Consider the following 19,211-nt stretch of genomic DNA (forward strand, 5'->3'; position numbering starts at 1 on the left):
CAGATGGTCGCCCTGGTCGGCCGCTCGGGCAGCGGCAAGTCGACCCTGGCCAGCCTGGTGCCGCGTTTCTATCACCATGAACAAGGGCAGATCCTGCTGGATGGCCTGGACATAGAGGAATACACCCTGCGCAACCTGCGCCGGCACATTGCCCTGGTGACCCAGCACGTCACCCTGTTCAACGACACGGTGAGCAACAACATCGCCTACGGCGACCTGGCTGGCGCGCCTGCCGAGGCCGTGCGCAAGGCTGCCGAGGATGCCTATGCCGACGAGTTCATCGCGAACATGCCAAAGGGCTACGAGACCCTGGTCGGCGAAAACGGCGTGCTGCTCTCCGGGGGCCAGCGCCAGCGTCTGGCGATTGCGCGCGCGCTGCTGAAGGATGCGCCGCTGCTGATTCTCGACGAAGCCACCTCGGCGCTGGATACCGAGTCCGAGCGGCACATCCAGGCGGCGCTGGACAAGGTGGTAAGCGGGCGGACCACGCTGGTCATCGCGCACCGCCTGACCACCATCGAGAAAGCCGACCTGATCCTGGTGATGGACCAGGGGCGGATCGTCGAGCGCGGCACCCACGCCGAGTTGCTGGCGCAGAATGGCTATTACACCCGCCTGCACGCCCGCCAGTTTGAAGAGGGCGGCGAAGAACCGGTTGTCGAGTCCGTAGTCGATGCTTAATCGCCTGCGCTGGTTTCGCGAGAAGGGCTGGACGCCGATCGATGCGGCGACCTACAGCGCTGCCTGGCAGCGGTTTGGCGGCAGCGTGGCAACGCATCCGCTGGTGATCGAGCGACTGGCCAGTCTGGCGAACATCCCGGTGCGTTATCTGGGATGGTTCGCGGGCGCCGAGTTGCAGGCGGCGCTGCCAACCTGGGGGCGGTTTCTGGCCCTGTCCAAGGATGTGCTCAAGCCATATGGCCAGCGCGGGCTGTTCGATCTGGGCAATGCCGAAATTATCTTGCCGGCAGCCTCCGGGGTCTGTGTTCCATTGCGCCACAAGGCGCGCTATGTCTCGGTTCTGAATGCTGCACAGTTCAGTACCTTGCGCGAGCAGCCTGAAGGCCTGGCGCTGGCCCGCGAGCCGGAGGAGTACAGCAAGAAGTTCCGCTACAACCAGCGTCGCGAGCAGCGCCTGCTGGAAGAGGCGGGGGGCATTGTCCGGCCGATGCTGGAGTTGACGGCCGCCGAGCAGGCCCGCATTTATGCCGATTTGTTCAAGCGGCGCTGGGGTTTCGAGGCGACCGGCAACGAGCATCTGCAGGAGGTGTTTGCGCTGCTGCGCGAGTTCATGACCGGATCGCTGATTTACCTGAATGAAGAGCCGGTAGCGATCCAGATTCTCTACCGCGTCGAATCACCCAAGTGGATCAGTGTCGAGTACATAAATGGCGGAGTCGACCCGCAGAATCGCGAGTTCAGCCCCGGTAGCGTGCTGAGCTACATCAATACGCAGCAGGCCTGGAGTGAGGCGCGTGCCCTGGGCAAGCCGCTGCGCTACTCGTTCGGACGAGCCGACCGTGAATACAAGGACCGTTGGTGCAATCGCGTGGCGGTCTATCAGTCCTGACGGAGGGCACGGCATGGAAGGGCGCAAGCAGCAGCTGTTGAGACGTCATCGCCGGCACAAGCGCCTGGCCATGCTGGCTGGTGCTGTAGTGCTGTTGCTGCTCGGTGCGTGCGTGGCCTGGTGGCTGCCGCCCGCGCTGTTGCTGCTGGCCTGGATAGCCCATGAAGCCTGGTTCGCCGACCATCTGTTCTATGCGCCGGGTGAGGATTATCAGTACGCCTTTGCGTCGGGCACGCCGGCTGTGCCGGTGCGCCTGCAGGATGGCCTGTTGCAGGTTGAGGGCGAGTTGCCCGCTGCCGATACCCTGATTCTGCAGCTGCAGTTGCGCAGCACCTGGCTGGGGCGCTGGCTCGATCCGGCCGTGCTGGTCGGCAATGATCGCCAGGATTTCGAGCGCGGGGTGCGTGGCCAACGCTATCTCAATCTGTCGGGCCAGCTCGATGCACTCAGGGGCGGGCAGCTGCGCCTGCGCGGCCGCTTCTGCCGGCTGGCGGAGAACGCCACGCTGTATGCCTTCGCTAATCCGGACTTCCGCCAGCGGCGGGTGATGGTGATTGCGCCGCATGCCGACGATGCCGAGCTGGCTGCCTTCGGCCTGTATGCCCAGGCTGCCGACGCCAGCATTGTCACCCTGACCCAGGGCGAGATCGAGGCGGAAAATTACCAGGCCCTGGGGTTGGAAATGGCCGCGGCGGCGCAGCTCAAAGGCCGCTTGCGCGCCTGGGACAGTCTGGCCATTCCGCTGTGGGGCGGCGTGCCGCAGCAACGCTGTGTACAGCTGGGCTACTACTGCCTGCAGCTGCAGACGATGGCGGCGGCGCCAGCATTGCCGTGCCCTTCGCTGGAGTCGGGTGAAACGGATATCCGGGTGGCCCGCCAGCATAATTCACTGCGCCTGCCCGGCGACGCAGACGGCCTGCCGACCTGGAATAATCTGTGCGCGGACTTGGCCGCCCTGCTGGAACACTTCCGCCCGGAAGTGGTGGTCACGCCACACCCGCAGCTCGACCCGCACAGTGACCATGTCGCGGCTACCAATGCGCTGCTGGAGGCGATTCAGGCCGGCAGCTGGCAGCCGCAGGCGCTGCTGCTGTATGCCAACCACCTGCATGACAATGATCGCTGGCCGATGGGGCCGGCAGGCAACGGCATCGCCCTGCCGCCAGCCTTCGGCACGCTGCCCACTGATGGGCTGTGGAGCCCGTGCCTGACTGCGCAACAGCAACTGGACAAGGCCATGGTGCTGGCCATGCAGCATGACCTGCAGGGCCCGCTGCCGGCCAAGAAGCGCTGGCGCCGCTTGATCCAGCGCGTACTCGCCGGCCGCCGCTGGCCGCCGACCGGGGAAGACGAGTTCTTTCGCAAGGCAGTGCGCCGCCATGAACTGTTCTGGGTGCGCCATTTGTAGGCCGTAACCCGCCGGTGCCGTGCAGTGGTGGCGGTAGCGCTGCTGTAGCAGCCCGGCCAGGTCGACCATGTTATGATTCGCGGCGTTTTTCCCGCTGCCGGAGTGCTCATGAAGCTGTCCATGCCCCGTTTCGATCAGGCTGCCGTGCTGGTGGTCGGTGATGTCATGCTTGACCGCTACTGGCACGGCGGCACTTCGCGAATCTCGCCGGAAGCGCCGGTGCCGGTGGTCAAGGTCGAGCACATCGAGGATCGTCCGGGGGGCGCGGCCAACGTCGCCCTGAACATCGCGGCGCTGGGGGCGCAGGCCATTCTGGTCGGGGTTACCGGGGTCGATGAGGCGGCGCAGAGCCTGCGCAACAGCCTGACTGCGGCCGGGGTCAAGGCGCATTTCCAGGAGATCGCCAGCCAGCCGACCATCGTCAAGTTGCGCGTCCTCAGCCGTCACCAGCAATTGCTGCGCATGGATTTCGAGGAAATGTTCAACACCGATGCGGCCGCGCTGGCCGCCGAGGTCGAGGGACTGCTGAGCGGGGTCAGGGTGCTGGTCCTGTCCGATTACGGCAAGGGTGCGCTGCAGAACCATCAGCTGCTGGTCCAGGCCGCGCGGGCGCGCGGTATCCCGGTACTGGCCGATCCGAAAGGCAAGGACTTCTCGATCTACCGCGGCGCCAGCCTGATCACCCCCAACCTGCACGAGTTCGAAGTGGTGGTCGGCCCCTGCGCGGACGAAGCGGAGCTGGTCAGCAAGGGCGCGCAACTGATGCGCGAGCTGGACCTGGGCGCCTTGCTGGTGACCCGCGGCGAGCACGGCATGACCCTGCTGCGTCCGGAGCATCCGGCCCTGCACCTGCCGGCACGGGCGCGCGAAGTGTTCGATGTAACTGGTGCCGGCGATACCGTTATTTCCACCCTGGCCGCCAGTCTCGCCGCGGGCGAAGAGTTGCCGCACGCGGTCGGCCTGGCCAACCTGGCGGCCGGCATCGTGGTCGGCAAGCTGGGCACGGCGGCGATCAGTGCCCCCGAGCTGCGCCGCGCCGTGCAGCGCGAGCAAGGCTCCGAGCGCGGCGTGGTCAGCCTCGAGCAGTTGCGGCTGGCCGTCGAGGATGCGCGGGCGCATGGCGAGAAGATCGTCTTCACCAATGGCTGCTTCGACATCCTGCATGCCGGCCATGTGACCTACCTGGAACAGGCGCGCGCCCAGGGCGACCGGCTGGTGCTGGCGGTCAACGACGACGCCTCGGTCAGCCGCCTGAAAGGCCCGGGCCGGCCGATCAATTCGGTGGATCGGCGCATGGCGGTGCTCGCTGGTCTCGGCGCGGTGGACTGGGTGGTCAGCTTCAGTGAAGACACCCCGGAAAACCTGCTGCGCGCGGTGCAGCCCGACGTGCTGGTCAAGGGCGGCGACTACGGCATCGACCAGGTGGTCGGCGCCGACATCGTGCGTGCCTATGGTGGTGAAGTGCGGGTGCTGGGGCTGGTGGAAAACAGCTCGACCACGGCCATCGTCGAGAAGATTCGCGAGCGCTCCTGAGTCTTGCGTTCGGCAGCCCTTTTCAACGGTTCAACAACTAAGAGATCGATCTGGGCGGCTGGGTCCGCTCCGAGAATCAAGGAAGTCACATTTTATGTATATCCTGGGAATTCACACCGGCCACGATGCCGGCGCCTGCCTGTTTGCCGATGACAAGCTGCTGGCCTTCTGCAAGGAAGAGCGGCTCAACCGGATCAAGAACGATGGCGGCTTCTTCGACCTGCAGTCGGTGGATGAGGTGCTGCGCATCGCCGGTATCACGCGTCAGCAGGTCGATGCGGTGGCCTTCACCCGGATGAAGTTCCCGGTGTCGTGCTTCAGGAACGCGGTGCTGGGTTTTCAGGATATCCGCCGCAAGGTGCTCGGCCAGCGGCGCGAGCGCTCCCTGGCGAGCCTGATGATCAAGCAGAAGAACCTGGATGCCAGTGTCTTCCTCGACTTCGACAAGCTGCGCCGCTACATGGGCCTGCGCGCCGATGTGGCCCTGCATTTCAGCAACCACCACCGCGCCCACGTGCTGTCGTCGCTGCGTTACTGCGACTGGAACGACGACGTGCTGCTGGTCAGTTGCGACGGTGGCGGCGATGCGGCGGAGTATTCGGCCTGCCGCCTGGCCAATCAGCAGCTCGAGCAGATCTGGGGCGGTGAAGAAACCCTGCTCGAGCAGCCACAGAATTCTGCGGCGTCCATCGGTCTGGCCTACGCCTATGCCACCTCGGCGTGCGGCTTCAAGCCCAATCGGCATGAGGGCAAGCTGACCGGCCTGGCAGCCTTTGGTCAGCCCTTGGTGGCGGCGCAGATCGTTGCGCTGTTCCCGGTCGACGACAATGGCCATATCCACAGCGAGCTGGCCAACCACCGCGCGCTGCACGATGCTTTGGCGCAACTGTTCGAGGGCCTGTCGAACGAGGATATCGCCGCCTCGATCCAGGTGGCGACCGAGCAGGTCATCGTCAACTGGCTGCAGGCCCTGCTGAAGAAATACCCGGCCAGGTACATCGCCATGAGCGGCGGGGTATTCTCCAACGTGCGCCTCAACCAGCTGGTGGCGGCATTGCCGGGTATCGAGGAAGTGTTCATCTTCCCGGCCATGGGCGATGAGGGCCTGCCGGTCGGCGCCTGCGTCGACTACTGGATTGCCAGCCAGGGCCTGGCCAGGCTGACCCGCGATCGCCTGACCCACCTGTACTACGGCTGGCCCTACAGCGGCGAGGACCTGCTGAGCGCCGGCGAGCGCCTGGGCTTCCGTGTCGAGCGCAGCCCCGAACATGTGCAGCAGACCGCGCAGCTGCTGGCCGACAACCGGGTCGGCGCAATCTTCTACGGCGCCATGGAGATGGGCCCGCGCGCCCTGGGGGCGCGCACCATCCTGGCCAGCCCGGCCAAGCGTGAAGTCAACGACAGTATCAACAAGCGCCTGCAGCGTACCGAGTTCATGCCGTTCGCACCCTATGTGCTGGATGTGGATGCCGAAACGGTCTACGACGTCGATGCACGCAACCGTTACGCCTGCCGCTTCATGACCATCACCACCAGGGTCAAGCCGGAGTGGGCGGACAAGATTGCCGCGGTGGTACATGTCGACGGCACGGCCCGGCCGCAGATCATCGAGCGCGCGATGAACCCGCTGTACTACGACATCCTCGCCGCGTTCAAAGGCATCACCGGCTTGCCGACCCTGGTCAACACCAGTTTCAATGCCCATGAAGAGCCGATCATCAATACCCCGGAGGAAGCGCTGCAAGCCCTGGCGGACAACCGCATCGACTTCCTGGTCTGTGATGGCGGCTTGGTGTTTCCCGCAGCGAGCTGAGTTTCCGGCACTGCTCGGGGTCGCAGGATCGGCGAGTCGGGCGGACGCCAGCCGCTCAGGCGCTGAGCGTGCCCTGCAGTTGCTCGAGCAATAGCTGAATCTGCGCAAGTCGCTGCGCCGGGCTGCGCAGTTCCAGCAGCGCGGTTTTTTCCTCGATGCTGAACGGCAGCAGATACGCCAGCTGGTTGGCCAGCGCCTGCTGGCTGCTGGCGTTGCCGGACATGCCGAGGTTATCGACCAGCGGGTGCTCGGCCAGCACCTGCAGCAGGGCGGCGAGATCCGCATGCTCGCCGAGCAGGGGCAGGTCCGGGGCCTCGTCGAGCCATTCCACGTCGGCGCAGGTCAGCTGATCCGGCTGCACCCAGCTGGAGTTGACCCGGAAGCGCCGTCCGCCCTCGACCCGGATGCCGAGCAACCCATTCGGCCGCTGCTGCCAGTCACGGATCAGTGCCTCGCAGCCGACCAGGGCAATCTGGCTGGCCGGCATGCCCACTTCCTGGCCTTCGAGAATGCCCACGATGCCGAAGCCGCTGCCTTGCTTCATGCAGCGTCCAAGCATGTCCAGATAGCGCGCCTCGAACAGCTGCAAGTCCAGCTGGCAGCCGGGGAAGAGTACCGTCGAAAGCGGAAACAGCGGCAGACTCATGGGCGGCGCACCTTCATGTGACAAGACTGACAACCAGCGGCAACAGCACCGCGGTGCATACGCCCATCAGGCTCATGCCCAGCGCGGCAAAGCCGCCGCACTGCTCGCCATCCTCCAGTGCCCTGGCCGTACCGACGGCATGCGCGGTAACGCCCATGGCCAAGCCAATGGCGGCGGGATGCCCGACGCCGATCAGGCGCAGCAGGCTTGGCCCGAGAATGGCGCCGATCACCCCGGTGAGGATGGCAAAGATCGCCGCCAGTGCCGGGATGCCGCCGACTTCGCCGGCCAGCAGGATGGCGAAGGGCGAGGTGACGGACTTGGTCAGCAAGGTCCGCTGCATCTCTTCGCTGGCGCCGAACAGCCAGGCCAGGGCGGAGCCCATCAGGGTGGCCAGCAGGCCGGCGAGCAGCAGCGTGTGCAGCACCGGTCGCCACAGCTGGCGAATATGCCGCAGGTTGCTGTACAGCGGCACGGCCAGGGCCACGATCACCGGGCCCAGCAGCAGGCTGAAGATGGCGGTGGCCTGCAGGTACTCGCGCACATCGACCTCGACCAGGTAGAGGATGCCGATCACCAGCAGCATGGCGACCAGCACCGGCTGCAGCAGCGGCCAGCGCAGGCGCTGGTAGGCGGCCAGCGCAAGCTGGTAGGTGGCCAGGGTAATGCCGATGCCAAACAGCGGGTGATGAATCACCGCCTGCCAGGCCGCCTGCAGCGCCAGGTTCATGGCCGGTCCTGGCGGCGCTGCTGGCGCACGATCAGTTTCTGCATCAGCCAGCCGCAGAACAGCAGCGACAGCACCAGCGACAGCAGCATGGCGGCGCTGACCGCGAGCAGCTGGCCGGCCATGGTGTCGATGAACAGGATCGAGCCGACCGCGGTGGGAATCAGCAGCAGCGGCAGGTAGCGCAGCAGGCTGCCGGCGGCCTCGGCGAGTGGCGGGCTGACCTCGCCGCGCAGCACCAGCAGGGCGAACAGCAGCAGCATGCCGAGCACCTGCCCCGGAATCATCGGCAGCAACAGCATGTTGATGGCCGTGCCAAGCAATTGCATCAGCACCAGCAGGGTCAGGCCGCGCAGCAGCATGGGGATCTCCGGGGTCGGGTTGCGGGCATTATAGGCTGGCATCCGCCTGCCTATATACCGTCATTCGCAGCCAGGCAGCAGGCTTGACCGGTACCCGCCCGCATGCTGATCTACACGGACCCAGCAGGCATTCCCGCCGGCTGGATTCTGCACACAGGAGTTGCCATGCCATTTGTACCGGTTACCGAGCTCAAGGACTTCATCGGCCAGCAGTTGGGTTGCTCCGACTGGCTGGTGATCGATCAGCAGCGCATCGACCAGTTTGCCGAATGCACGGGTGATCACCAGTTCATTCATGTCGATCCGCAAAAGGCCAGCCAGACACCCTTTGGCTCGACCATTGCCCACGGCTTTCTCTCCCTGTCGCTGCTGCCGATGCTGATGGAAAACATCATGATCATGCCGCAGGGACTGAAGATGGCGGTCAACTACGGCCTGGACAGCCTGCGCTTCATCCAGCCGGTGAAAGTCGGTTCGCGGGTGCGCCTGGTGCTCAGCCTGATCGACGCGCACGAGAAGAATCCTGGCCAGTGGCTGCTCAAGGCCCGGGCGGTGATGGAGATCGAAGGGCAGGAAAAGCCGGCCTATATCGCGGAAATGCTCTCGCTGTGTTTCGTCTGAAAACCCTCCTGCCGCTTGCCCTGTTGCTGTTGACCAGCGCCTGCGGCGAGGGGGCGCCACCGACCCCGGCCAATCTGCGCTTGGCCGACGGTGCGCTGTACCAGGGCGAGCTGGTCGGTGGCCTGCTGCACGGGACCGGCCGCCTGGACTATGCCAATGGCAGCTGGTTGGCCGGGCACTTCCAGGATGGCCAGGCGGAGGGTCCCGGCGAGTGGCACGGGGCGGCCGGCGAACACTACGTGGGCGGGTTCCACCAGGGCCTGTTCGACGGCCAGGGCCGCCTGCAGCGGGTCGATGGCAGCAGTTTCCAGGGCCGCTTTGCGCGTGGCCAGCCGGAGGGTGAAGGGCTGCGCGTGGATGCCGATGGGGCCCGGCTCAGCGGCCGGTTCAGTGGCGGCCAGCTGAACGGCCACGGCAGTTACCTGGGCGCCGATGGCGAACACTACAGCGGAGACTTTCGTGCCGACCAGTTCCACGGCCAGGGTCGCTATACCAGTGCCGATGGTGCGGTGTGGTCGGGCACCTTCCGCGAGGACGCGCTGGAGGGTCCTGGCGAGCTGCATGACAGCGACGGCAGCGTCTATCGCGGGCATTTCAAGAACTGGGAGTACGACGGCCAAGGGGTGCTGAGCACGGCCGATGGCCGTTCGGCCGGCGGCGAGTGGCGTCAGGGCCGGCGCGTGCGGGATGAGTCGGGTGCGTGGCTGGCGGATCCGCTCGAACTGGCCCTGCTGGATCAGGGCGCGCTGCTCGAGCGGGCGCTCGCCGCAGTGCCGGCGTCGACGCCGGCCATCGAGCTGTACAGCCTGACCGTGGCCGGCGACGGCAACCAGAGCGTGTTTCTGCGCGAGGTGGACTATGTCAACCGGCTGCTGGCCGGGCGCTTCGCTGCCCATGGGCAGATCAGCCTGGTCAACCACCGCGAGCATCTGGCGGATCGCCCCCTGGCTACCCGGGAAAGCATCGCCCGCGCCGTGCAGGCCCTGGCCAGCAAGAGCGGGCCGGAGGATGTGCTGTTCATCTACCTGAGCAGCCACGGCTCGCCCGAGCACGAACTGGCCCTGCAGCAACCGCGCCTGCAGCTGGCCGACCTGCCGGCCAGCGAGCTGGCCGAGCTGCTGCGGCCGCTGCAGCAGCGTTACAAGGTGCTGGTGGTGTCGGCCTGCTTTTCCGGCGGCTTTGTCGCCCCGCTGCAAGATGCAAAGACCCTGATCATGACTGCGGCCAGGGCCGACCGGGTGTCCTTCGGCTGTTCCGAAGAAGCGGACTTCACCTACTTCGGCCGCGCCCTGTTCGCCGAGGCACTGCAGCAGACCGACGACCTGGAGCAGGCTTTCCGGCTGGCGCTCGCGGCAGTTGCCGCGCGCGAGCAGGACGCCGGCTTCGAGCCGTCCGAGCCGCAGCTATCGGCTGCGCCGGCAGTGCTGGCACAGTGGCGCAAACTGCGCGCCGGGCAGTCGGCCAAGCCGGCCCTGGCGGCGGCCGGGAGCCCGCCGGCAGACGCTTCCGGCGCAGCAAGAAAGCAAGACAGATTGGTGCCGATTCATTAGTCTGTGCGCAGTCAATGCGGAGTCCCCCGAATGTCCCACACGCCCAAGCACGTCCTCCTCGCCGGTGCCACCGGCCTGACTGGCGAGCACTTGCTGGATCGCATCCTCAGCGTCCCGGCGGTGTCCCAGGTGATTGCACCCAGCCGCCGGGCACTGGCGGAACACGCGCATCTGGTCAATCCGGTGGGCGAGCTGGCCGCGCTGCTGCCGACCCTGAGTGGCAAGGTTGATACGGCGTTCTGCTGCCTGGGCACCACGATCCGCGCCGCCGGCTCCCAGGGGGCCTTCCGTGCGGTCGACCACGACCTGGTCCTGGCGGTTGCCCGGCGGGCCCGGGAACTGGGCGCGCGGCATTTTCTGGTGATCAGTGCGCTGGGCGCCGACGCCCGCTCGCGGGTGTTCTACAACCGGGTCAAGGGCGAGATGGAGCAGGCCTTGCAGGCGCAGGGCTGGCCCCAGCTGACCATCGTGCGGCCCTCCCTGCTGGATGGCGCGCGCCGCGAGTTTCGTCTCGGCGAGCGCCTGGCGGCACCCCTCATGCGCCTGATCCCCGGCAAGTTGCGCAGTATCGAAGCCGCCGTGCTGGCGCGGGCCCTCTGGCGCCTGGCGCTGGAAGAGGGCAAGGGCGTGCGCATCGTCGAGTCGGATGAGCTGCGTCAGCTCGGGCGCTGAGCGCGGGCCAACCGCGGCATGCCACCCCGCGCGACCGGGCCGCGGCTGTGCCCGTACCGGCCGCGGTTGAGCCGACCGCGCACCGGCCCAGGCTGGCGCCTCATGGCGTCCAGGTGAGCGCCAGCAGCGCCGTCCGTCCGGGCTCCTGATAGCCCAGCGGCGCCCCCGGCGGCTGGATGTAGCTGGCGTCGAAGCGCTGGTACAGCGCGGTGTAGTAGTCCTTGTCCAGCAGGTTGTTCAGCTGCAGGTCGAAGCGCAGGCTGCTGGCGGCCTGCCAGCTGCCGCGCAGGTCAACCAGGCCGTAACCCGGCACGCTTTGCCGGTCGCTGGCGTAGCTGGCGTCGATGATGCTGTAGTCGTAGCTCTGGCTGACCGCGCGCCAGCTGGCGCCAGCCGCCAGCGCGCCGAAGCGGCGGTCGAGGTCCAGGCTCAGGCTGCGCCTGGGGGTCAGTTGCAGGGTCTGGCCGTTGTCGCGGTTGCGCGGGTCGAGCAGGCTCAGGCCGAGGCTGGCCTGCCAGCCGAACAGCTCGCGGCTGAGCGCGGTTTCGAAACCGTTGATCCGCGCCTGGCCGACGTTTTCCGGCTGCATGCCGCTGAACACGATCATGTTGTCGATGTCATTGCGGTACAGCGAGGTTTCCAGCTGGCTGTCACCCAGCGCGGCGCGCCACTGCAGTTCCCAGGTCTGGCTGGTTTCGGCCTGCAGCTGCGGGTTGCCGGCGCCGGGATAGTAGAGGTCGCTGAAGGTCGGCGCGCGGAACCCTTCGCTGTAGCTGAGCAGCCACTGCTGCTCGGCGCTCACCGGCAGACCGAGCATGCCGTTCCAGCTGTTCTCGCTGCCATAGCGCTGGTTGTCGTCGTGGCGCAGGCCGATCTCGCTGCTGAGTTGTTCGCCGCTGAAACGGTGCTGGAACAGGGCCGCCTGGTTGCTGCGGCTGTCCTCGGCGTAGGCGGTGCTGCTGTCCAGCCGGTCCTCGTACCAGTCGCCGCCGAGGGTCAACTGCTGCTCAGGGGCGAGGGCCAGGCGGTTGAGCCAGCTGGCGGAATGGCGGGTGGTGGCGTTGAGGCCATTGCTCCACGGCGAGGCGGCGTCGACCGCCTTGTTGCGGTCGTAGCTGCGGCCCAGTTCCAGGCGGCTCTGCCAGGCTTCGCCGAGCTGCCCCTGCAGGTAGCTGCTGGCGCTGCCGACGCGAAACTGGTCACTCGGCGTGGCCGGGGCCTGCTCGTAGGCATCGTCATATTCGTTCTTGCCGAACTGCTCGTTGTAGCTTAGCCCGGCCTGCCAGTCGGCGTTGAACCAGTGGTCGAGGTTGAGGTATTGCGCCTGGTTGCGTGTGCCGTCGGCATCGCTGTCGGCGCCGAGGTTGTCGCGCGTGCTGTCGTGGCCATTGCTCTCGTCGAGGCTGGCGCCCAGGCTGAGCTGGCTGCGCGCGTCGCCCGCGGACAGGCTGGCGCTGCGCTGCCAGGTCTGCGCGCTGCCGGCGGCCAGCCGCACGGAAGGTTGCAGGCCCTGGCCGCCACGGCGGGTGAAGATCTGGATCACCCCGCCGATGGCGTCGGCGCCGTACAGCGAAGAGCGCGCGCCGCGGCTGACCTCGACCCGTTCGATGTTGTCGATGCTCAGGTAGTCGAGGCGGGCGATGCCGCTGGCTGCCGAGGCGATGCGCTGGCCGTCGACCAGCACCAGGGTCTGCGAGCTGCGCGTGCCGCGCACCGAATAGCTGAGCAGGCCGCCGCTGTTGCGGGTGACCACGCCAGGCACGCGGGCCAGCAGGTCGGGCACGTTGCGCGCCTGCAGGCGCTCGATGTCGGCGCGGGTGAACACGCTGGTGGCAGACACGGCGGTCAGTCTGGGTTCGGCCTGGCGTCCGGAGGTGATCACCAGCGCCGGCGCCGTCATGGCGTCACGCGGGTCGCTGGACGAGTCGGCCGGGGCCGCGAGTGGCAGCAGGGCGAGCGCCGCTGCCAGGGAAAGACGTTTCATGAACAATCCTCAAAGTGATGAATTCCTTTGAGGAGGGCCGCAACAAGCACGAAAGGATGCCGCGGAGGTGAAATGGCCGGGCAGCCGTCAGCACTTGACGGTGATTGCCCTCCGCAATACCTGTCGTATCCACCCTGGCCGGTCTCCGGGCTCTCGACTGGAAATATCCCCGTCAGCTCGCCTTCCCGGGCGAACCCAGTGGCCTGTGAGCGGACGTGCAGCCATGGGGCTGCGGTCGATTACCGTTGCGGGGGCAGCGCCGGAATGGCCCCGAGGGGCGCACCGGCTTCCCGTTTAACACCTGCATGGCTGCAGCTGCACCGGGGTGGAAGCAAAACGACGCGCACCTTAAGTCCGGCCCAGGGCAAAGGCAAGCGAAAATCCTTCAGGCGCCCATGCCGGCTATTCATGCACGGGCGCGGCAGGTTGGCAGGGCTACTCGGCGGTTGTCGGGTCGATCATCCGCCGCACGGCGCTGACCCGGTTGGCCGGAAAGCCGCCCAGGCGCGCATGCTCGCGCACCAGCTCCTCATTGGGCGCGATGTACACGCAGTAGATCTTGTCGTCGGTGACGTAGCTTTCGACCCATTGGATCGACGAGCCCAGCTCGCGCAGGACGCCACAGGACTTGGCGGAGATGCCGTGCAGGGCGGCGCTGTCGAGCTGGCCGGCACCGGGAATGTCGCGTTCGATCACGTATTTGGGCATGACTTTCACCTCGGGCAAGGCTGATTGAACAATGCAGCAGACCGGGACGACGGCCAGTGCCGCGGGGGCGGAAGACCTCCAGGCGGCACTGTGGCCCCGAGCGGGGCGCCAAGCGCACTGGATAGATGAAGATTAGCCGCTCTGCCGGGGCCTGCCCGGCAGCGGATGAGCGGTACTAGCCCTGCAGCCGGGCTAGGCGGGCGCGCACCGCGGCTTCGATACCTGCCGCATCGAGGCCGCACTCGGCGAGCATCTGCGCCGGTTTGGCGTGTTCGACGTAGCGGTCCGGCAAGCCCAGGTGCAGGAGCGGCTGCACGCGGTTCTCGGCGGCGAGGAACTCGCTGACGGCACTGCCGGCACCGCCCATGATGCTGTTTTCCTCGATGGTCACCAGTAGCTCGTGGCTGTCGGCCAGCTGGCGCAGCAGCGGCTGGTCCAGCGGCTTGACGAAGCGCATGTCGACCACTGTGGCGTCCAGCGTTTCGCCGACCTTGAGTGCTTCCTGCAGCTGCACACCGAACACCAGCAGGGCGACTTTGCGGCCTTGCCGGCGGACCACGCCGACACCGATTTCCAGCGGCTCGAGCGCGGTTTCGATCGGTGCATTCGGCCCGCTGCCGCGCGGGTAACGCACCGCCGCCGGGCCCTTGAACAGGTAGCCGGTGGTGAGCATGCGGCGCAGTTCGTTTTCGTCGCTCGGCGCCATGATCAGCATGCCGGGGATGCAGCGCAGGTAGGTCAGGTCGAAGCTGCCGGCGTGGGTCGGGCCGTCTTCGCCAACCAGTCCGGCGCGGTCGATGGCGAACAGCACGTCGAGGTTCTGCACGGCGACGTCATGAATCAGCTGGTCATAGGCGCGTTGCAGGAAGGTCGAGTAGATCGCTACTACCGGCTTGATGCCGTCGCAGGCCAGGCCGGCGGCCAGGGTCACCGCGTGCTGCTCGGCGATCGCCACGTCGAAGTAGCGCTCGGGGAAACGTTCGCTGAAGGCCACCAGGTCGGAGCCTTCCTTCATCGCCGGGGTGATGCCGACCAGGCGCGGGTCATCGGCCGCCATGTCACACAGCCACTGGCCGAACACGCTGGAGTATTTGGGGCCGGAGGCTTTCTTCGGTTCCGGGTTGGGCGTCAGCGGTTCCAGCTTGGTGATCGCGTGGTAACCGATCGGGTCGGCCTCGGCCGGAGCGAAGCCCTTGCCCTTGGTGGTGATCACATGCAGGAACTGCGGGCCTTCCAGCTCGCGCATATTACGCAGGGTGGCCAGCAGGGTGGGCAGGTCGTGGCCGTCGATCGGGCCGATGTAGTTCCAGCCGAGTTCCTCGAACAGGGTGCCGGGGACCAGCATGCCCTTGGCGTGTTCTTCGGTCTTGCGCGCCAGCTCCCAGGCGCCCGGCAGGCGCGAGAGAACCTTCTTGCTACCCTCGCGCATGTTCGCGTAGGTGTGGCTGGAAAAGATCTTGGCCAGGTGATTGGACAGCCCGCCGACGTTCTTCGAGATCGACATGTCGTTGTCGTTGAGGATCACCAGCATGTTGGCTTTGAGGTGGGAGGCGTGATTGAGCGCCTCGAAGGCCATGCCGGCAGTCAGTGCGCCGTCGCCGATCACCGCCACGCTCTTGCGCCTGCTGCCCTGCATCTGCGCGGCGATGGCCATGCCCAGCGCCGCGCTGATGCTGGTGCTGGAGTGGCCGACGCCAAAGGTGTCGTATTCGCTCTCGCTGCGCCGCGGAAACGCGGCCAGGCCGTCTTTCTGGCGCAGGGTGGACATGCGCTCACGGCGTCCGGTGAGGATCTTGTGCGGGTAGGCCTGGTGGCCGACGTCCCACACCAGGCGGTCGTCCGGGGTGTCGAAGACGTAATGCAGGGCGATGGTCAGCTCGATCACACCGAGCCCGGCACCAAAATGCCCGCCGCTCTGGCCGACGCAATAGAGCAGTTCCTGGCGCAATTCGTCGGCGAGGGTTTCCAGCTCGGTTTCAGCCAGGCGGCGCAGGCCCACCGGCGTTTCGGCGCGGTCGAGCAGGGGCGTGGCGGGGCGCTCGCGGGGAATCTCGTGGAAAGTCGTCGGCATCGGGCGGATCGTTCAGGCGTAAAAGATGCGGCAGTTTACCCGAAGCGCCGGAAACTGCCCAAACAAGGTTCGGCTCATGTAGCCCGGATGCAATCCGGGACACAAGATAGCCAAGCCCCCGATTGCCTCCGGGCTGCGCCTACCAGGTGTCCACGGCGCGCTTCTTGCCCGTACGCGGTGCTGGCGGGGGTGTCGCTGCCAGCCCGCGCAGCAGCCAGCTGCGGGTTTCCTGCGGGTCGATCACCGCATCGATTTCCAGAAAGCTGGCCATGTTCAGCGCCTTGCCCTGCTGGTAGGCCCTGGCCACCAGCTTGTCGAACAGTGCCTGGCGTGTCGCCTCGTCCGGCTGGGCCGCCAGTTCCTTGGCAAAGCCCAGGCGCACCGCGCCCTCCAGGCCCATGGCGCCGAATTCGGCGCTGGGCCAGGCGATGGTGAACAGCGGCGAATGGAAGCTGCCGGCGGCCATGGCCTGCGCGCCCAGGCCATAGCCCTTGCGTAGCACCACAGTGAAGAACGGCACGCTGAGGCTGGCGGCGGTGACGAACATGCGCGACACATGGCGTACCGTGGCCTGCTGTTCCGCCTCCGGGCCGACCATGAAGCCGGGGGTGTCGCACAGCGACAGCAGCGGGATATCGAAGGCGTCGCACAGCTGCATGAAGCGCGCGGCCTTGTCGCCGGCACTGGCATCGATTGCTCCACCGAGCACCGCCGGGTTGTTCGCCAGCAGGCCGAAGGGCCGGCCTTCGATGCGGATGAACGCAGTGATCAGCCCCGGCGCGAACTGGCGGCGCAGTTCCAGCACGCTGCCGCTGTCGGCGAGGGTGTCGATGACCTGGCGGATGTCATAGACGCGCAGGCGATTCTCCGGGATCAGCTGGCGCAGCCAGCGCTGGTCGGCGCACTGCCAGTCGCGCAAGGGCCCCTGGAAGTAGCTCAGGTACTGCCTGGCGGCCTGCACGGCCGCGGCTTCGTCCTCGACCAGGATGTCGATCACCCCGTTCGGTCCCTGCACGCTGACCGGGCCGACCTGTTCTGCCGTGAAGCGGCCCAGGCCGCCACCTTCGATCATCGCCGGGCCGGCCATGCCGATGCTGGCGTCTTTGGCGGCGATGATCACGTCGCAGCAGCCGAGCAGCGCGGCATTGCCGGCAAAGCAGCGCCCGGAGACCACCCCGACCAGCGGCACCAGCCCGGACAGGCGCGCCATGCCGACAAAGGTGTGGCAGTCGAGGCCGGCGACGCCGACAAAATCGCTGTCGCCGGGACGCCCGCCGCCACCTTCGGCGAACAGCACCAGCGGCAGACGCCACTGTTCGGCCAGCCCGAGCATGCGGTCGGTCTTCTTGTGATTCATCATGCCCTGGGTGCCGGCGAACACCGTGTAGTCGTAGGCGATGGCCATGCAGCGCGAGGCCTGTTGGCCGAACTGTGCGGCATTCACCGTGCCGATGCCGCTGACCAGCCCGTCGGCCGGGCTCAGTTCGCGCAGCTCCTCTTCGCTGCGCCGCCGGCGCTGTGCGGCCAGGGCCATGGCGCCGTATTCGATGAAGCTGTCCGTGTCGAGCAGGTCGGCGAGGTTCTCCCGCGCGCTGCGCTGGCCGGTCTTGCGCCGTTTGGCCAGCGCTGCCGGACGCTGGGCATCGCTGAGTTGCTCATGGCGCAGCAGGACTTCCGCCAGATCGGCGCGGATATGCTCGAGGTCGAGGCTTTCTTCGCTGAGCGCCGAGCTGCCCTCGACTTCCGCCGGTTCGAGGAACAGCAGAGTCTGGCCTTCAGCCAGACTGGCGCCGGGCTGGGCCACCAGCAGGCGGACGATGCCGCTCTGGCTGGCCTTGACCACGAACTCCATCTTCATCGCTTCGAGCACGGCAATCGGCTGGCCACTGGCTACGGCGTCACCTTCGGCCACTTCCAGGCTGACCACCACGCCGGCACTCGGCGTGCTCAGCGGCAGGCTGCCGGGTGGTGCTGCCGGGCCTTGATTGCGCAGACCCGAAGCCGGCCCGGGCGTCTGGAAAAACAGGTGTGGATGCGCCTGTGGCTGTGCCGCCAGCAGCTCGTTCAGGTGTTGCTCGACAAACCCGGTGCTGACCCGGTTGGCCGCCACTTCCGGGCGCAGCAGCAGGTTCTGCAGCAGGTGCAGGTTGTTTGCCACGCCCTCCAGGCGGAACTCGCAGAGCGCGCGGTAAACCCGCTGCAGCGCCGCCGGATAGCTGTTGCCGTGGGCGATCAGCTTGGCCAGCAGGGAGTCGTAGCTGGGGCTCACCGGGTAACCGGTGTAACCATAGCCGTCCACCCGCAGCCCGGGGCCGCTGGGTGGTTCGTAGGCGGTCAGCATGCCGGCGGCCGGGCGGATGCTGCTGTCGGCGTGCTGGCTTTCCAGATTGATCCGCAGCTGGATGGCGCAGCCGTGCAGGGCCGGCGGCTGCTGCAGGTCCAGCTCAGCGAGGGTGCGCCCGGCGCTCAGCTGCAACTGGGTGTGCAGCAGGTCGACGGCGGTCACCATCTCGGTAACCGTGTGCTCGACCTGAATCCGCGGGTTGGCCTCCATGAAATAAAACTGCCCGGGCTGATCGAGATCGAGGAGAAACTCGAAAGTACCGATGCCCTGATAGCGCGTTGCACCGGCCAATTGCAGCGCCGCAGTGATGATCGCGTTACGGGTGTCGGCCGGCAGGTCGGGACTGGGGGCGATTTCCACCAGCTTCTGGTTGCGCCGCTGCAGGCTGCAGTCGCGCTCCCACAGGTGGCTGAGCTGACCTTCACGGTCACCAATGATCTGTACTTCAATATGCCGCGCCCGGCTGACCAGCTGTTCGATATACAGCGCACCGTTACCGAAAGCGCCGAGGGCTTCCGACTGGCAGCGCGCGTAGGCGGCTTCCAGCTCGTCGAGCCCGTGTACCGCGCGCATGCCGCGGCCACCACCGCCGGCCAAGGCCTTGAGCATCACCGCAGCGCCACTGCCAAGTGACTGCATGAATGCCCACGCCTGTTCCAGCGTGACGGCCTGGTTGATCCCGCGTACCAGCGGCACCGCGCAACGTTCGGCCAGTGCGCGCGCCGCCGCCTTGTCGCCGAACAGCTGCAGCACCTCCGGCGACGGACCGATAAAGCACAGTCCGCTGGCCGCGCAGCGGCGGGCGAACTCGGCGCTTTCGGCGAGAAAGCCGTAACCAGGGTGGATGGCTTCGCACTGCTGCTCAAGCGCCAGGGCGATCAGCTGATCCATGTCCAGGTAGGCGGCTACTCCTCTGCCACGCAGAGGCACGGCAACGTCGGCCTTGCGTGTGTGCAGGCTGGCGCTGTCGTCTTCGGCAAACACCGCCACCGTGCGGCAGCCGAGGTCGGCGCAGGCGCGCGCAATGCGGATGGCGATCTCGCCACGGTTGGCGATCAGCACGGCAGAAAAGGGCGGTTGCACGACGGATTCTCCAGGGCAGGCGGGGGATCCCCGCAGTCTGCCCTGAGCTGTTTGCCCGGCGCCAGCGCATGCGGCTGGCGCATGCCGCGGCATAACCCCGGGCAATGACGGCTGGTGCG

General features: G+C 66.9%; 15 protein-coding genes and 1 riboswitch. Of the genes, 8 read left to right on the forward strand and 7 right to left on the reverse strand.

Going from position 1 to position 19,211, the window contains the following annotated elements; genetic code table 11:
* The 5 genes from ISX93_RS08665 to ISX93_RS08685 all read left to right on the forward strand — a co-directional run.
* On the forward strand, positions 1–681 hold a 681-nt coding region (locus ISX93_RS08665; RefSeq protein WP_195778333.1), incomplete at its 5' end, for an ATP-binding cassette domain-containing protein.
* Positions 674–1,570, forward strand: coding sequence for a GNAT family N-acetyltransferase (locus tag ISX93_RS08670; protein WP_195778334.1), 897 nt, complete (start codon positions 674–676; stop codon positions 1,568–1,570). The genes ISX93_RS08665 and ISX93_RS08670, both read left to right, overlap by 8 nt.
* A 13-nt stretch (positions 1,571–1,583) precedes the next feature.
* A complete protein-coding gene (locus ISX93_RS08675) occupies positions 1,584–2,978 on the forward strand; it encodes a PIG-L deacetylase family protein (RefSeq protein WP_195778335.1) in 1,395 nt (464 codons plus the stop codon).
* A 108-nt stretch (positions 2,979–3,086) separates the two neighbouring features.
* Positions 3,087–4,511, forward strand: coding sequence for a bifunctional D-glycero-beta-D-manno-heptose-7-phosphate kinase/D-glycero-beta-D-manno-heptose 1-phosphate adenylyltransferase HldE (gene hldE / locus ISX93_RS08680; RefSeq protein ID WP_195778336.1), 1,425 nt, complete (start codon positions 3,087–3,089; stop codon positions 4,509–4,511).
* A 94-nt stretch (positions 4,512–4,605) separates the two neighbouring features.
* On the forward strand, positions 4,606–6,324 hold the full coding sequence (locus ISX93_RS08685; RefSeq protein ID WP_195778337.1) for a carbamoyltransferase C-terminal domain-containing protein: 1,719 nt from the start codon (positions 4,606–4,608) through the stop codon (positions 6,322–6,324).
* 55 nt (positions 6,325–6,379) lie between these two features.
* Here the strand turns inward: ISX93_RS08685 and ISX93_RS08690 are convergent, their stop codons facing one another.
* The 3 genes from ISX93_RS08690 to ISX93_RS08700 are packed head-to-tail and all read right to left on the reverse strand — an operon-like array spanning position 6,380 to position 8,059.
* Positions 6,380–6,970 carry an LON peptidase substrate-binding domain-containing protein gene (locus tag ISX93_RS08690; RefSeq protein ID WP_195778338.1) on the reverse strand — a complete coding sequence of 197 codons (591 nt, stop codon included), beginning with the start codon at positions 6,968–6,970 and terminating at the stop codon, positions 6,380–6,382.
* A gap of 13 nt (positions 6,971–6,983) precedes the next feature.
* Positions 6,984–7,700 (reverse strand): LrgB family protein, encoded by a 717-nt coding sequence (locus tag ISX93_RS08695; protein ID WP_195778339.1) that lies wholly within the window; start codon positions 7,698–7,700, stop codon positions 6,984–6,986.
* A complete protein-coding gene (locus ISX93_RS08700) occupies positions 7,697–8,059 on the reverse strand; it encodes a CidA/LrgA family protein (protein ID WP_195778609.1) in 363 nt (120 codons plus the stop codon). Before ISX93_RS08700 ends, ISX93_RS08695 begins: the two co-directional genes overlap by 4 nt.
* A 165-nt stretch (positions 8,060–8,224) precedes the next feature.
* On the opposite strand from ISX93_RS08700, the gene ISX93_RS08705 reads away from it, so the two are divergent.
* Genes ISX93_RS08705 through ISX93_RS08715 form a run of 3 tightly spaced genes read left to right on the forward strand, consistent with a single transcriptional unit; the run spans position 8,225 to position 10,902 of the window.
* Complete coding sequence (locus ISX93_RS08705) at positions 8,225–8,680, forward strand: MaoC family dehydratase (RefSeq protein WP_195778340.1); 456 nt, start codon at positions 8,225–8,227, stop codon at positions 8,678–8,680.
* Complete coding sequence (locus ISX93_RS08710; protein WP_442793303.1) at positions 8,668–10,230, forward strand: C13 family peptidase; 1,563 nt, start codon at positions 8,668–8,670, stop codon at positions 10,228–10,230. Before ISX93_RS08705 ends, ISX93_RS08710 begins: the two co-directional genes overlap by 13 nt.
* 30 nt (positions 10,231–10,260) lie before the next feature.
* Positions 10,261–10,902, forward strand: a complete 642-nt coding sequence (locus ISX93_RS08715; RefSeq protein WP_195778341.1) for an oxidoreductase — start codon at positions 10,261–10,263, stop codon at positions 10,900–10,902.
* 100 nt (positions 10,903–11,002) lie between these two features.
* On the opposite strand, the gene ISX93_RS08720 is transcribed toward ISX93_RS08715, so the two are convergent.
* The 4 genes from ISX93_RS08720 to ISX93_RS08735 all read right to left on the reverse strand — a co-directional run bounded on the left by ISX93_RS08720 (position 11,003) and on the right by ISX93_RS08735 (position 19,092).
* Entirely contained in the window at positions 11,003–12,886 is a 1,884-nt protein-coding gene (locus ISX93_RS08720) for a TonB-dependent receptor domain-containing protein (RefSeq protein ID WP_195778342.1), read from the reverse strand.
* 119 nt (positions 12,887–13,005) lie between these two features.
* Positions 13,006–13,226: riboswitch (cobalamin riboswitch) on the reverse strand.
* Positions 13,227–13,321: 95 nt separating this feature from the next.
* The gene (locus ISX93_RS08725; RefSeq protein ID WP_195778343.1) at positions 13,322–13,594 is read right to left on the reverse strand and encodes a DUF4242 domain-containing protein; all 273 of its coding nucleotides are present in this window, start codon (positions 13,592–13,594) and stop codon (positions 13,322–13,324) included.
* 175 nt (positions 13,595–13,769) lie between these two features.
* Positions 13,770–15,665 carry a 1-deoxy-D-xylulose-5-phosphate synthase gene (gene dxs / locus ISX93_RS08730; RefSeq protein WP_195778344.1) on the reverse strand — a complete coding sequence of 632 codons (1,896 nt, stop codon included), beginning with the start codon at positions 15,663–15,665 and terminating at the stop codon, positions 13,770–13,772.
* A 139-nt stretch (positions 15,666–15,804) separates the two neighbouring features.
* A complete protein-coding gene (locus ISX93_RS08735; protein ID WP_195778345.1) occupies positions 15,805–19,092 on the reverse strand; it encodes a carboxyl transferase domain-containing protein in 3,288 nt (1,095 codons plus the stop codon).
* Between the last annotated feature and the right edge of the window lie 119 nt (positions 19,093–19,211).

The sequence above is a fragment of the Pseudomonas sp. N040 genome (assembly GCF_015637705.1).
GTDB lineage: Bacteria > Pseudomonadota > Gammaproteobacteria > Pseudomonadales > Pseudomonadaceae > Aquipseudomonas.